16 protein-coding genes are annotated in these 13,994 nt (G+C 62.4%); 7 read left to right on the top strand and 9 right to left on the bottom strand.

Annotated elements, in window-relative coordinates; genetic code table 11:
• Positions 1-69: 69 nt before the first annotated feature.
• From NKI88_RS18265 to NKI88_RS18250, 4 genes are all read right to left on the bottom strand, one after another.
• Positions 70-852 (bottom strand): ATP-binding cassette domain-containing protein, encoded by a 783-nt coding sequence (locus NKI88_RS18265; RefSeq protein ID WP_027049093.1) that lies wholly within the window; start codon positions 850-852, stop codon positions 70-72.
• A 2-nt stretch (positions 853-854) separates the two neighbouring features.
• Positions 855-1,931 carry an ABC transporter permease gene (locus tag NKI88_RS18260; RefSeq protein ID WP_352656462.1) on the bottom strand — a complete coding sequence of 359 codons (1,077 nt, stop codon included), beginning with the start codon at positions 1,929-1,931 and terminating at the stop codon, positions 855-857.
• A 107-nt stretch (positions 1,932-2,038) separates the two neighbouring features.
• On the bottom strand, positions 2,039-2,980 hold the full coding sequence (locus tag NKI88_RS18255) for a sugar ABC transporter substrate-binding protein (protein ID WP_352656460.1): 942 nt from the start codon (positions 2,978-2,980) through the stop codon (positions 2,039-2,041).
• Between the two features lie 372 nt (positions 2,981-3,352).
• On the bottom strand, positions 3,353-4,384 hold the full coding sequence (locus NKI88_RS18250) for a LacI family DNA-binding transcriptional regulator (protein ID WP_023684066.1): 1,032 nt from the start codon (positions 4,382-4,384) through the stop codon (positions 3,353-3,355).
• Positions 4,385-4,558: 174 nt separating this feature from the next.
• On the opposite strand from NKI88_RS18250, the gene NKI88_RS18245 reads away from it, so the two are divergent.
• The 3 genes from NKI88_RS18245 to NKI88_RS18235 all read left to right on the top strand — a co-directional run bounded on the left by NKI88_RS18245 (position 4,559) and on the right by NKI88_RS18235 (position 7,296).
• Complete coding sequence (locus NKI88_RS18245; RefSeq protein ID WP_352656458.1) at positions 4,559-5,662, top strand: fatty acid desaturase family protein; 1,104 nt, start codon at positions 4,559-4,561, stop codon at positions 5,660-5,662.
• Between the two features lie 85 nt (positions 5,663-5,747).
• Positions 5,748-6,062 (top strand): MocE family 2Fe-2S type ferredoxin, encoded by a 315-nt coding sequence (locus NKI88_RS18240; RefSeq protein ID WP_023672328.1) that lies wholly within the window; start codon positions 5,748-5,750, stop codon positions 6,060-6,062.
• Positions 6,063-6,078: 16 nt separating this feature from the next.
• Complete coding sequence (locus NKI88_RS18235; protein WP_352656456.1) at positions 6,079-7,296, top strand: NAD(P)/FAD-dependent oxidoreductase; 1,218 nt, start codon at positions 6,079-6,081, stop codon at positions 7,294-7,296.
• Between the two features lie 163 nt (positions 7,297-7,459).
• On the opposite strand, the gene NKI88_RS18230 is transcribed toward NKI88_RS18235, so the two are convergent.
• From NKI88_RS18230 to hslV, 5 genes are all read right to left on the bottom strand, one after another.
• The gene (locus NKI88_RS18230; protein WP_352656454.1) at positions 7,460-8,416 is read right to left on the bottom strand and encodes a DUF1402 family protein; all 957 of its coding nucleotides are present in this window, start codon (positions 8,414-8,416) and stop codon (positions 7,460-7,462) included.
• 323 nt (positions 8,417-8,739) lie between these two features.
• Positions 8,740-10,053 carry an ATP-dependent protease ATPase subunit HslU gene (hslU, locus tag NKI88_RS18225; protein WP_352656452.1) on the bottom strand — a complete coding sequence of 438 codons (1,314 nt, stop codon included), beginning with the start codon at positions 10,051-10,053 and terminating at the stop codon, positions 8,740-8,742.
• Position 10,054: 1 nt separating this feature from the next.
• Positions 10,055-10,657 carry a DUF2585 domain-containing protein gene (locus tag NKI88_RS18220; protein ID WP_352656450.1) on the bottom strand — a complete coding sequence of 201 codons (603 nt, stop codon included), beginning with the start codon at positions 10,655-10,657 and terminating at the stop codon, positions 10,055-10,057.
• 4 nt (positions 10,658-10,661) lie between these two features.
• The gene (locus NKI88_RS18215; RefSeq protein ID WP_352656448.1) at positions 10,662-11,189 is read right to left on the bottom strand and encodes a GNAT family N-acetyltransferase; all 528 of its coding nucleotides are present in this window, start codon (positions 11,187-11,189) and stop codon (positions 10,662-10,664) included.
• On the bottom strand, positions 11,179-11,730 hold the full coding sequence (gene hslV / locus NKI88_RS18210; protein WP_023672322.1) for an ATP-dependent protease subunit HslV: 552 nt from the start codon (positions 11,728-11,730) through the stop codon (positions 11,179-11,181). Before hslV ends, NKI88_RS18215 begins: the two co-directional genes overlap by 11 nt.
• A gap of 237 nt (positions 11,731-11,967) precedes the next feature.
• On the opposite strand from hslV, the gene hisB reads away from it, so the two are divergent.
• From hisB to NKI88_RS18190, 4 genes are read left to right on the top strand one after another with little or no spacing between them, the layout of a single operon-like run.
• Positions 11,968-12,567, top strand: a complete 600-nt coding sequence (gene hisB / locus NKI88_RS18205) for an imidazoleglycerol-phosphate dehydratase HisB (protein WP_023672321.1) — start codon at positions 11,968-11,970, stop codon at positions 12,565-12,567.
• A gap of 4 nt (positions 12,568-12,571) precedes the next feature.
• Positions 12,572-13,048, top strand: a complete 477-nt coding sequence (locus NKI88_RS18200; RefSeq protein ID WP_352656446.1) for a DUF2628 domain-containing protein — start codon at positions 12,572-12,574, stop codon at positions 13,046-13,048.
• A gap of 1 nt (position 13,049) precedes the next feature.
• Positions 13,050-13,700, top strand: a complete 651-nt coding sequence (gene hisH / locus NKI88_RS18195) for an imidazole glycerol phosphate synthase subunit HisH (protein WP_352656444.1) — start codon at positions 13,050-13,052, stop codon at positions 13,698-13,700.
• Between the two features lies 1 nt (position 13,701).
• Positions 13,702-13,992 carry a DUF1330 domain-containing protein gene (locus tag NKI88_RS18190; RefSeq protein ID WP_023672318.1) on the top strand — a complete coding sequence of 97 codons (291 nt, stop codon included), beginning with the start codon at positions 13,702-13,704 and terminating at the stop codon, positions 13,990-13,992.
• Positions 13,993-13,994 lie beyond the last annotated feature (2 nt).

Here is a 13,994-nt window from a genome sequence, read left to right as displayed (position 1 = left end):
CACCTTCCTTTTGAGAAAGGTGGCAAGATAATTTTTCGAGCACGCCAGAAAACAGGATGACCATCCTGTTCAGGCCGCGAGTTCCGCCTCCCCGGTCTTGGCGCCGGTGATGTAGGAGACGATGTCGTTGCCGTCGGTGTTTTCCTTGCGCAGGTTGGCGACGATGCGGCCGCGCCGGAAGACGACGATGCGGTCGCACAGGTCGAACACCTGGCGCATGTTGTGGCTGATCAGGATCAGCGGCTCGCCATTGTCCTTCAGCGTGCGGATGATGTTCTCGACCTGCGCGGTCTCCTGCACGCCAAGGGCTGCCGTCGGCTCGTCCATGATGATCAGCTTGGAGGCGAAGGTCGCGGTCCGGGCGATCGCAACGCACTGGCGCTGGCCGCCCGACATGTGGCGAATGGTGTTGGACAAATTGGGGATTTTCACTGCCGTGCGGATCAGCGCCGCCTCGGTCGCCTTGCGCATGTATTTGCGGTCGAGGATCGAGAACGGCCCGAGATTGAAAAGCACCTTTTCGCGGCCGAGGAACAGGTTCGACGGCACGTCGAGATCGTCGGCCAGCGCCAGGTTCTGGAACACGGTCTCGATGCCCGCCGTGCGCGCTTCGATCGGCCCGGCAAAATTCACTTCCCTGCCGTCGAACCAGATCTGGCCGCTGGTGCGCTGCTCGACGGCGGTGATCTGGCGCACGAAGGTGGATTTGCCGGCGCCATTGTCGCCCATGATGGCGACATGCTCGCCCTTGCGCAGCTCGAAATTCGCGCCTTCCAGCGCGTGCACGCCGCCATAGCGTTTGGTCAGGTTTTCGGTCTTCAGGACGATGTCTGTCGTGGAGATATCTGGCATGGTCAAGCCCTCAATGCCCGCATGCGCTGGCGCCATTGGTCGAGAACGACCGCGCCGACGATGATCACGCCCTTGACCATCTCCTGATAGTAGGCGTCGAGGCGCAGGAAGGTGAAGCCGGAAATGATGACGCCGAAGATCAGCGAGCCGATCACGGTGCCGACGATCGAGCCGCGGCCGCCCGACAAAGAGACGCCGCCGATGACCGCCATGGCGATGGCGTCGAGCTCGTACATGACGCCCATGCCGGACTGTGCCGTCAGGTTCTTGGAGGAGAGCACGATGGCGGCCAGCGCGGCTAGGATGCCGGCAATGACGTAGACGAGGATCTTGTGGTTGGCGATCTTGATGCCCGACATGCGCGCGGCATCCTCGTTGGAGCCGATGGCATAGCAATGCTTGCCGTAGCGTGTGTAGGTCATGATCAGCTGGAACAGCACCGCCAGCGACAGGAAGATGATGACCGGCATCAGGCCCTTGCCGATACCAGCGAAACTTTCGGTCGGAAACGAGATCGGCTGACCCTTGGACCACCATTTGGCAATGCCGCGCGCGGTCACCATCATGCCGAGCGTGGCAATGAACGGCGGAATGCGCGTGTATGCAATCAAGGAGCCGTTGACGAGACCGGCGAGCAGACCGCAGCCGATGGCGACTAGTACCGGCACGACGACCGGCAGGTCGGTCCAGCCTTGCGCCAGGAACATCGCCTTGGGGTTGGGATTGCCGTTGACCGTCGCCACCTGGGCAAAACTCATGGCGATCATGGCGGTGGCGCCGACGATCGAGCCCGAGGACAAGTCGATGCCGCCGCAAATGATCACCTGCGTGACGCCGATGGCGATGATGCCGACGATCGACACCTGCAGGATGATGATCTGCAGGCGGGCCTCATTGAAGATGCCGGCGACGTTGTCGCGCGTGTTGAACAGGAAGCTGTCGCCAAGAAAGATGCGGCCGATCATTTCGAAGATGACGACCAGAATGACCAGCGCCAGGAAGACGTTGAATTCGGCCGGCCATGTCCGCCTCTTCGCGTCATAGCTGACCCCGCCGACGCCATGAGATGTCTGTGACATGTCTGTCCTCCGTGAGGCGGCATTTGCCCTCCCGCACGTAAGGGCGGTGAGGGAAACAGGAGCGGCGCGATTGATGCGCCGCTCCGTTAGTCGAACGAGTTGCCGGCTCAGTTCTTCTTCAGGAACTTGTCGATGTTGGCCGGCGTAACGAGCTGGAAGGGCACGTAGACCTTGTGCTCGACCTTCTCGCCCTTGGCGAGCTTCAGTGCCGCGTCGAGCGCGCCGGCGCCCTGGCCGGCCGCATCCTGGAACACGGTGGCATCGAGGTCGCCGGCCTGCATGGCAGCAAGCGCGTCCTGCGTGGCGTCGACCCCACCGACGACAACCGTCTTCATGTCGATGTTGGCGGCCTTCATCGCCTGGATGGCGCCGATGGCGCTTTCGTCATTGTTGGCGATGACGCCGTCGAACGGCTTGCCGGTCGACAGCCAGTTGGTCATCAGGTTCTGGGCTTCGTCACGGTTCCAGTTCGAAGTCTGCTTGTCGATGATCTTGATGAAGCTGCACTCCGGCGTGGCGATCACCTCTTCGATGTCCTTGGTGCGCTGCACGGCGGCCTGGTTGGAAAGCTCGCCCATGATGACATAGACATTGGCTTCCTTCTTGCCGGCCTCGGTGAACAGGCGGCAGACTTCCTTGGTCTCGAGCGTGCCGGAATCGGCCTCGTTCGACGCGACGAAGGCCTGGTTGTCCGGCAGCGTGTCGACATTGACCGGCTGGCGGTTGACATAGACCAACGGGATCTTGGCGGCGGCTGCGGCGTCCGACATCGCCTGCGTGGCCGAGGTGTCGACCGGGTTGACGATGATGGCGTCGAGGCCCGAGGCGGCGAAGTTCTTGATCTGGTCGAGCTGCTTGGCGACGTCGTTCTGCGCGTCCTCGACCTGCAGTTCCACGCCGCTCATGCCCTTGGCCTGCTCGATCATGCCGTTGCGCAGCACGGTGAGGAAGTTGTCGTCGAACTTGGCCATCGACACGCCGACCTTGGCGGCAAAAGCGGACGAACTCATCAGCGCCGCAAAGGCGACGCCCAAAATCAGTTTCTTCATTGTGTTTCTCCTCCACATTGGTGTCCGGCTGCACCGATCTACCCGGAATCCCCGATAGCCCGAGGAATCGCTCCCTGATGCCTTCCTGTTCCGTATGGCGTTTTGTCCAAGGGATGGAACGCCAGGCTCCCAGTTTGAAACAGATGTTCCGGAACGAAAGAACCAAAATACCAATCTGATGAAATATTTATTCCATTTTTTCGCGAGACGTCAAGAGCGATTCCTAAGTCGGAAAGCGGATTTTCGGTCGCCGCGCCGCAATTTCACGCCGAATCAAGGCCGACAGCGGCCCAGGCCGAGTCTGAAGGCGGAATCTGATAGATTCTATCATCGCCGGAGAGCCCACGCCGAACGGGTCGGCGCGGCAACGCGTTAGATATTTTCCGGCAGATAGATGTCGAAGGGCAGAAAGGTCTGGCCCGGCGCGTTGGCGGCGCCGGCCTCGATGGAATGCGCCATCAGGTCGACAAGCTCGCGGCACAAGGCGGCGAGCGGCGTCGAGATCACCATTGTCAGGATGTTGTCGGCGAGTGCGGCGCGCGATTCGGCGTTGATCTCGTTGCAGACGACCACCGGCATGTTTGCGGGCTTCGCTGCGCGCAGCGCCGAGACCGCGCCTTCCATGCCGCCGCCGGCGACATAGCAGCCGGCAAGATCCGGATACCGCACCAGGAGATCGATCATCGCATCGTGGGTGACCTGGTTGGCTTCCAGATTGACCAGCGTTTCCATCACCGTGAAGTCCGGCGCATGTTCGCGGAAGAAGGAGCGAAATCCGATCTCGCGCAGTTCATGGCCGTGGAAGCGATGACTGCCGACGAAAAGGGCGACCTTGCCGGGGTTCTTTGCCGCCCTGGCGATCATCCAGGCCGCGGTGCGACCGACCTTGCGATTGTCGAGGCCGACATATCCCTCACGGATGCCAGCGGCAAAGTCGGACAGCAGCGAGAAGACAGGTTGCCCCCTCGCTTTCAGCGACTCCACGACCGCCGTCAGCGTCGGATGGTCCGGACCGACAACGGCGATTGCTCTGGATTTCGCTGCCAGCTTGCGCATCTGGGCGGCGATCTCGTCGGCGGCTAGCGAGCTGGCGAAATCGATGGTGGCGACGCCGCGGAAGCGCTGCGATTGCGAGACCGCCATTTCTAGCTCCCTCGCGAAATCGCCGTAAAAAACATCATTGCCCCGCAGCAGCAGAAAGCCGAGGCGGTATTCCGGCAATTCCTGGCGCATGCGCCGCTTGATCAGCCCGGCGGCGTGGTAGCCGATGCCGGTCGCCGCCTCATAGACGCGGCGCGCGGTTTCCTCGCGCACCGGCAGCCGGTTGTTCAGCACCCTGTCGACAGTGGCGACGCTAACGCCGGAGATGCGCGCCAGATCGGTGATGGTTGGCCGTTTTGCCATGACTGTCCCGCATGAGTGCCTGCAACTGCTTACATCGTTCTGATGGAAAATGATAGAAACTATCTTTGTGATATTGAGACTATCACCGCATGGCGCTATTTTGCGCTCGGACACAGGCGCCTGTATTGGACATATCCGTCCTGACGGATGCTGTGGCCGACGGAGGCAGCCCCTATGGAAGCGACACTATCCACACCACCGTCCCGGCGCGACTACAGCCTGATGGGCCGCGATTCCAAGCTCGCCGTCGAGACCGGGCTGGCGGCGGCCGAGTGGTATCACACCGATATTCCGCGCAAGCAGATGAAGGAGCTGATGCAGCGCTCCGACGGGCCGGCGATCCGCGACACCGCGATCTGGCTGGCCGCGCTGATCCTGAGTGCCGCCGGCGGCGCCTGGTTCTGGGGCAGCTGGTGGTGCGTGCCGTTCTTCTTCGTCTATGGCGTGCTCTACGGCTCCTCCACCGACTCACGCTGGCACGAATGCGGCCACGGCACCGCCTTCCGCACGCAGTGGATGAACGACGCGGTTTACCAGATCGCCTGCTTCATGATCATGCGCAATCCGGTGACCTGGCGCTGGAGCCACACCCGCCACCACACCGACACCATCATCGTCGGCCGCGACCCGGAAATCTCGGTGATGCGCCCGCCGGACCTGTTGCGCGTCGCGCTTGCTTTCGTCGGCGTGATCGACGCCTGGAAGGCGATGTCGGACATGCTGCGCAACGCCGCCGGCAATATCAGCGCGGCGGAAAAGACTTTTATCCCCGAACAGGAGCAGCCTAAAGCCATTCGCATCGCCCGAATCTGGACGGCGATCTATGCCGTCACCATCGCGATCGCACTGTATTTCGGTTCATGGCTGCCGCTGATGCTGGTCGGGCTGCCCCGGCTCTACGGCGCCTGGCACCATGTCATGGTCGGCCTGCTGCAGCATGGCGGGCTGGCGGAAAATGTCGTCGACCATCGGCTGAACAGCCGCACCGTCTACATGAACCCGGTCAGCCGCTTCATCTACTGGAACATGAACTATCACGTCGAACACCACATGTTCCCGATGGTGCCCTATCATGCGCTGCCCAAACTGCATGCGCTGATCAAGCACGATCTGCCGGCGCCGACGCCGTCGATCCTGGCCGGCTACCGCGAGATGATCCCGGCCTTTTTGCGCCAGCTGCGCAACGAGGACTATTTCCTCAAGCGCGAATTGCCGCCGACGGCGCGGCCGTACCGCGAAGAATTCCACAACGACGTCGTCGCCGCCGCGGCGGAATGATCGCGCGATTAAGCTTTTGTTTTGACGCAACTCCGAACGGAAAACCGCAACGCACTTTTCCTGGAATTGCTTTTGGGAGGAACACATGAGCGACTGGATCGAAGCCTGCGCCGCCGGCGACATCGACGAAGAAGATGTGATGCGCTTCGATCATGGCGGCCGCACCTTCGCCATTTATCGCAGCCCCGATGACGACTACTTCGCCACCGATGGCCTGTGCACGCACGAAAAGGTGCATCTGGCCGACGGGCTGGTGATGGATGACATCATCGAGTGCCCCAAGCACAATGGCCGCTTCAATTACAAGACGGGGGCGGCACGCGGCGCGCCGGTTTGCGTCAATCTCGCCACGTATCCGGTAAAGGTCGAGGCCGGCAAAGTGCTGATCCAGATCGGGTAGGACCATGCAGGCGGGAATGGTCATCATTGGCGCCGGCGAGTGCGGCGGGCGGGCAGCCCTTGCTCTGCGCGAGCTGGGCTATGACGGGCCGGTGACGCTGGTGGGTGACGAACCCCATCTGCCCTATGAGCGGCCGCCCCTGTCCAAGGACGCAATGACGAGCGACGCGGCCGAGATCAAGACGATCGCCAGCGACGAAATTCTGGCCGAGAAGTCGATCCGGCATATCCATTCCGTTCAAGCGGTGGCGATCGACCGCCCGGCGCATATGGTGCGGCTGTCGGACGGTTCGGCCCTGCCCTACGACAAGCTGTTGCTGGCGACCGGCTCGACACCGCGCAAGCTGCCGATGCCGGGATTGGGGTCGCGCTGCGTCTACCTCCGCACCTTTGCCGACGCGCTGGCCATTCGCGCCCACCTCAGCCCGGCAAACCGCATCGCCATCATTGGTGGTGGCTTTATCGGCCTGGAGCTCGCCGCTTCGGCGCGCAAGCTCGGGGCCAGCGTCACGGTCATTGAGGCGCAGCCGCGCATCCTCATGCGCGGGGTGCCGGCGGAGATCGCTGAAATCATCCATCAGGCGCATGAGGCCGAAGGCGTGACCGTGCTCACCGGTCAGGGCATCGCTGATATCGCCGACGACGGCGCTGAGGTGCACATCATGCTCGCCGATGGGCAGGACATCGTCGCCGATCTCGCCGTCATCGGCATCGGCGCCGTGCCGGTGACCGGGCTTGCCGCGGAAGCGGGCCTGACCGTCGATAACGGCATCGCCGTCAATGGCGAACTCCAAACAATCGATCCCGACATCTTCGCCGCCGGCGATTGCTGCTCGTTTCCGCTCGCTGTCTATGCTGGCCGGCGGGTGCGGCTGGAAGCCTGGCGCAATGCGCAGGAACAGGGTGCGCTGGCCGCGAAGAACATGCTGGGCGCCCGCGAAGCGCATGCCGCGGTGCCATGGTTCTGGTCGGATCAGTATGGTTTGTCGCTGCAGATCGCCGGCCTTTCGGACGAGGGCAAAAGCACGGTCCGCCGCGATCTCGGCGACGGTGCTTTTATTCTGTTTCATCTGGCCGAGGATGGCAGGCTGGTGGCGGCGAGCGGCCTCGGTACGGGCAATGCCGTGGCGCGCGACATCAGGCTGGCCGAGATGCTGATCGCGAAACGGGCACAGCCGGCGCCGGAGGCGTTGGGGTCGCAGGCGGTCAAATTGAAGTCGCTGCTGGCGGCGTGAACCCACCCTCCCCTTGTGGGGGTCCGAAGGACGGGCGAGACCCGTGGCTCGCCTCGGCAAGTCGCTGCGAAGCAGCGAGGTGGGGGGCGGCGCAGACCCCCACCCGGACCTTCGGTCCGACCTCCCCACAAGGGGGAGGTAGGGGCCTTGAGCTTCAAACCACCTAAAACAGCGCCTTCAGCTCGTCCAGCTTGTCGTTGACCAGCCAGCCGTAATAATTCTCCTCGGGCAGTTTGACCGCCTCACCCGCCGCGCGGCGCTTGTCGTTCTCGGCCTTCAGCGCATAGGCGCGCTGCTCGGGATTGCCGACATTGTAGAGCGTGGCGGTCAGCCCCGGATTGCCTGAGATGTCGAAGCCGGCAATGTTTTTGTAGGCGTCGATCGACTTCCTGATCGTCGCTGCGACGTAGGGCAATGTCAGATCCGGATCCATGATGGTCTTGTAAACCCCATTGGGATCGGCGACATCGAGCTCGGGCAGCCCCGACACCTTGTGCACGAGATCGCTCATCTGCAGCGCGGTCAGCGGGTTGAGCTGGCCGAGGCCAAAGGTCTGGCCGGCATAGTAGGGCTGGAAGAAGGTGGCGCCGAAGCGGTCGTTGGGAAAGCTGGTGCCGCCGACGGTCTTGCCGCGGAAGGAGCGGTTCCACACCTGCTCGCGGCATTCCCACAGGTCGTAGCTGTCCGACATTGTGCACTTCTTGAATTCCGGCCGCTGCACGAAATCGGTGATGTCCTCGCCGTCATAGGCGAAGGACAGCTTGCTGGAGAGGTAGGAGATCGCCTTGACGTAGTAGGTCTGCAGCCGGTCGTAGGCATCGACATTGTAGGTGTGCTCGCCGACGATGGCACCGACGATGTGCAAGGGGTTGATGCCGTAAGCGGCAGCCGCCTTCCTGATCTTGGCTCGCAATTCGGCGTCGTTCTGCAACAGAGCGTAGACCTTGCGGTATTTGGCCTGGAAGGTGGTGTTGGTGGCCTGGGTGCGGCGGCTGGAGGCGCCCGGTATGTCAGGCTGCACGACATTGCGGTTGCCCGCCGGCACCAATGTCGCCGCGTCAGCCGCGAACAGCGTCGCCGCCAGCGTCAAGCCGAGAATGACAAGGATCAGTTTTTTCATGCGCCGCCGCCCAAGCAATTCCAGGAAAGTGTGAAACGGCTTTCCGTCCGGAATTGCGTCTAGAGAATTGCCGCGCAAACTAGGGAGTGCTCCCGGTCGAGTCGAGAGCGCCCCTGCAGCCGGCAAGACGAAAGGTGGTCCGATGATACCATCCGGCCACACATCAACCTGTTAGCCGGATTGTTGCCTAAGCATCGGCCCAAAGATCGAAACCGATTTTTGGAAAGTCCGATGCGTCGATTCAATACTGTTAGAGCGACCTTTGCGCGTCCAAAGGACGCGCGGCGCTCTAATACCGGCGCCGGATGAACCGGCGCCCTCGTTTAAAGGATGAATCGCGACAAATCTGTGTTTCGCGAGAGGTCGCCGACATGCTTTTCCACATAAGCGGCATCGATGGCGACGCTGGTGCCGTTGCGGTCCGGCGCGTCGTAGGAGATCTCGTCCAGCACGCGCTCCATCACCGTCTGCAGGCGTCTCGCGCCGATGTTCTCGACACTGGCGTTGAGGTCGACAGCGATGCCGGCCAGCGAATCGATGGCATCGTCGGTGAAGGTGAGGTCGACGCCTTCGGTCTTCATCAGTGCGATATACTGCTTGATCAGGCTCGCCTCGGTCTCGGTGAGGATGCGAATGAAATCGTCCTTCTCCAGCGCCCGCAACTCGACACGGATCGGCAGGCGGCCCTGCAATTCCGGCAACAGGTCGGACGGCTTGGAGACATGGAAGGCGCCCGAGGCGATGAACAGTATGTGGTCGGTCTTCAACGGTCCGTATTTGGTGGCCACCGTCGTGCCTTCGATCAGCGGCAGCAGGTCGCGCTGCACGCCTTCGCGCGAGACGCCGGCGCCCATGCCGCCTTCGCGCGAGGCGATCTTGTCGATCTCGTCGAGGAAGACGATGCCGTCATTTTCGGTCGCGTCGAGCGCCCGGCGCACCACCTCGTCCTGGTCGAGCAGCTTGTCGGACTCGTCGTTTACCAGCAGCGCGTAGGACTCCTTGACCGTCGTCTTGCGCGCCTTGGTCTTCTTGCCACCCATCGCCTTCGACAGCATGTCGTTGATGTTGAGCACGCCGATATTAGCGCCCGGCATGCCGGGGATCTCGAAGCCGGGCATGCCGCCGGTGCCGGTGTCGGCAACCTCGATCTCGATCTCCCTGTCGTCGAGCTCGCCGTCGCGCAGCTTCTTGCGGAAACTATCGCGGGTCGCCGGGCTAGCCGTCTTGCCGACCAGGGCTTCCAGCACGCGCTCCTCGGCGTTGAGATGGGCGCGGGCCTTGACGTCCTCGCGCATCTTCTCGCGCACCAGGCCGATGGCGATCTCGACCAGATCGCGGATGATCTGCTCGACATCGCGGCCGACATAGCCGACTTCGGTGAACTTGGTGGCCTCGACCTTGACGAAAGGCGCACCGGCGAGTCGCGCCAGGCGGCGCGAGATCTCGGTCTTGCCGACGCCGGTCGGGCCGATCATCAGGATGTTCTTCGGCATCACCTCTTCGCGCATCTGGCCTTCCAGCTGCTGGCGGCGCCAGCGGTTGCGCAAGGCAATGGCCACGGCGCGCTTGGCGTCCTTCTGGCCGATGATGAAGCGGTCGAGTTCCGAAACGATTTCACGGGGAGAGAAGGTGGTCATATCACTGAATTCCACTTTGCCACTGCTTGATGGACTCGAACGGATGCAGCAGCATGATCACGTTGAGCGTCAGATTGTCCCGGATGAGGTAGCCGACACCCAGTTCGAAGATGAGGGCGAGGCCGACGACCACCCATATAGGTAGCTTTCTGGCCATCACAAACCCCAGCACCATGGCCAGCGTGTCGGACACCGAATTGATGATCGAGTCGCCATAGTAATCCAGCGAAATGGTGCCGGCGCGGTAGCGCTCGATGATGAACGGGCTGTTTTCCAGGAGTTCCCAGCCGCCCTCGATGACAACGGCGAAAGCCAGGCGCAGACCGATTGGCGAGCGCGGGAAGAGGACCCAGGCCAAGGCGTAGAACAGGAAGCCGTGGATGATGTGCGAGAACGTGTACCAGTCGGAAATATGCTGGGAATTCTCCGAACTGTTCACCACACCGTGCCAGAGTTTGACGTAACCGCAGGTGCAGATCGGCGTGCGGCCCATGCCGTAAAGCGCGCCGGCCTGGAAGATGAGCAGAGCGAGCACGAGCAGAAGCCCCATGCGCCAGCTGTCTTCATAGGCCGAGTAATTTTTGGCAGTGCCCGGTGTCGCCATCAACTCATTCCCCTTCTTCCGCGTCGCTCTCTTTGGCATCGACAGACATCAGCACGACGTCCCCATATCTAGAGTGTCTGCGATCGATAGCCCTGAAGCCCGCCTTTTCATAGGCGCGGATGGCGCGGCCATTGTCGGGATGCGGATCGATGATGACGCGCGGCGCGCCTTCCTCGAACAGTTGCTCAACGAATTGCCTGACGATAGCCGAGCCATGACCTTTGCCGACCAGGTCCGGCACGCCGATCGACAGGTCAATGCCGAGCGTGCCGAACGGCTGGTCGGCATAGGGATGGCCGTCTTCCAGATGCGGATCGTAGCTCTGCAGATAGGCGATCGGCCTGCCGTCGAGCTCGACGATCAGCGGCTCTACAGAAATAGAGTCGATGTGCTCCCGGATTTCGGCGATTTCCGTCTCCGGATCGTCCCACCATTCGGCGACATGCGACTCGGCCAGCCAGCCGGCGATCATGGGCAGGTCTTTTTCGGCAACCGGTCGAAAATCATAGAGCACCGGCGGGTTAGCCGGCATCGAGCGTTTCGACAACAAAGTTGTTGTTGGTGTAGACGCAAATGTCGGAGGCGATCTGCATCGCCTTGCGGGCGATCTCCTCGGCATCCTTGTCGCTGTCCATCAGCGCGCGGGCAGCGGCCAGCGCATAGTTGCCGCCGGAACCGATGGCCATGACGCCGAATTCGGGCTCCAGTACGTCGCCGGTGCCGGTGAGCGCCAGCGAAACCGACTTGTCGGCCACCAGCATCATCGCTTCCAGCCGGCGCAGGTAACGGTCGGTGCGCCAGTCCTTGGCGAGCTCGACGCAGGCGCGCGTCAACTGGTCGGGATATTGTTCGAGCTTGGCTTCGAGCCGCTCCAGAAGGGTGAAAGCGTCCGCTGTGGCGCCGGCGAAACCGGCAATGACATTGCCGCCTTTGCCGATGCGGCGCACCTTTTTGGCGTTGCCTTTCATGATGGTCTGGCCAAGGCTGACCTGGCCGTCGCCGGCGATCACCACCTTGTTGCCCTTGCGCACCGTCACGATGGTCGTGGCGTGCATACTCAGTTCATTGGACATTTTTAGCTCCGATTCGCGCGATCCCGATAAGGCGATTGGCGCGCGGTACGAGTGATTTCGATCGGCCATATGTATGCATGGGGCGGGTGATTGCAAACGGCGTACGCCATGGCCGGTGGCTGTCCGCATCGCAACTGGCAATCGCCGGATCATGCTGCTAGAAGGCTTTCGTTTTCAAGCAAATGACAGCTTGGAACCCCGTCTTGAGTTTCGAACCCCTCAGCCAAGGACAAGGTCATGGCGTCCCGTTCCGCCGAAGTCAGCCGCAAGACCAAGGAAACCGAGATCAGCGTCTCGGTCCATGTCGACGGCACCGGAAAATCCGACATGTCGAGCGGCGTCGGCTTCTTCGACCACATGCTGGACCAGCTGTCGCGCCACTCGCTGATCGACATCACGGTGAAGGCCAAGGGCGACCTGCACATTGACGACCACCACACGGTCGAGGACACCGGCATTGCGATCGGCCAGGCGCTGGCCAAGGCGCTGGGCGAGCGGCGCGGCATCATGCGCTACGCCTCTGTCGACCTTGCCATGGACGAGACGCTGACGCGGGCCGCGATCGACGTGTCGGGCCGTCCGTTCCTGGTCTGGAATGTCGCCTTCTCGTCGCCCAAGATCGGCACGTTCGACACCGAACTGGTGCGTGAATTCTTCCAGGCGCTGGCGCAGAATGCCGGCATCACGCTGCATGTCACCAACCATTACGGCGCCAACAATCACCATATTGCCGAGACCTGCTTCAAGGCGGTGGCGCGCGCGCTGCGTTTCGCACTGGAGCGCGACCCGCGCCAGCCGGAAGCGGTTCCCTCCACCAAGGGATCTCTGAAAGGGTAGGCTGATGGCCATCTATGTCGTGATGGAACCGCCAGGCCGCACCGAGGCGGCCGACGCAACCATTTTTGTCCGCGACGGTTTTTCCTGGCTGGCTTTCCTGGTGGCGCCGCTGTGGCTCGCCTGGCACCGGCTTTGGATCGAGGCCGCGCTCGCCTTCGTCGCCTTGGGGCTGATCTCGGTGCTCGGCCAATGGCTGGGACTGGACTGGGCCGGCTCCGGACTGTCTTTACTGGTCTCGCTCTATATCGGGCTGGAAGGCCAAGGGCTGCGGACCGCAGCACTGCGCCGCCGCGGCTGGCATGAATGGGGCGTCATCGAAGCCGACAATCCTGATGATGCCGACATTCGCCAGACACTGGACGCCGAGGCGCTTGCCGATGAGCCGGCGCCGCTGCGGCGCATCGTGCCGGACGCCAGCCTTGCCCGACCGGCTCAGATCGGGCTGACGCTGGGCCTGAGCCATACGCCGGGAAAAGCCTGAGATGCGGGTTGCCATCATCGATTACGGGTCGGGCAATCTGCGCTCGGCCACCAAGGCCTTCGAGCGCGCCGCGCATGAAGCCGGCATTGCCGCTGCCATCGAGCTGACCGCCGATGCCGAGCGTGTGCGCAGCGCCGACCGCATCGTTTTGCCCGGCGTCGGCGCCTATGCCGATTGCGCGGCGGGCCTGCGCGGCGTCGCCGGCATGTGGGAAGCGGTGGAAGAGGTAGCGATCGCCAAGGCGCGGCCGTTCCTCGGCATCTGCGTCGGCATGCAGCTGATGTCGGAGCGCGGCCTGGAAAAGACCGTGACCAAGGGCTTCGGCTGGATTGCCGGCGACGTCAAGGAGATCACGCCCGCCGATCCGGCACTGAAGATCCCGCAAATCGGCTGGAACACCATCGACCTGGAGCGCAAGCACCCGCTGTTTTCGGGTATTGCGACCGGGCCTAAGGGTCTGCACGCCTATTTCGTTCATTCCTACCATCTCTTCGCGACAAGGCCGGACGAAGTGCTGGCCGTCGCCGATTATGGCGGCCCGGTAACGGCGGCGGTCGCGCGCGGTAACCTTGCCGGCACGCAATTCCATCCGGAAAAGAGCCAGGCGCTCGGCCTGGCACTGATCACCAACTTCCTGCGCTGGAGGCCTTGAGATGAGCAAGAAGGGCTACTGGATGGCGATGGTCGATGTGACCGATCCGGAAAACTATCCGAAATACATCGCCGCCAACAAAGCGGCGTTCGACAAATACGGCGCGAAATTCCTGACGCGAGGCGGTCAGTCGTCAAGCCCGGAAGGGCCATCCGGCAATCGCCATGTGATCGTCGAGTTCGAAAGCTACGAGGTCGCGCTGGCTTGCTTCCATTCCCCCGAATACCAGGCAGCGCTGAAATTCCGGCGCGCTTATTCGACCTCGCATTTCGCCATTGTGGAAGGGGTCTGAAC

It is taken from the genome of Mesorhizobium sp. M0317 (genome assembly GCF_040321555.1).
In the GTDB taxonomy this organism is placed as follows: Bacteria; Pseudomonadota; Alphaproteobacteria; order Rhizobiales; family Rhizobiaceae; genus Mesorhizobium.
Note: the sequence above shows the minus strand (reverse complement) of the source record. Positions and strands in the feature narration are given on the sequence as shown.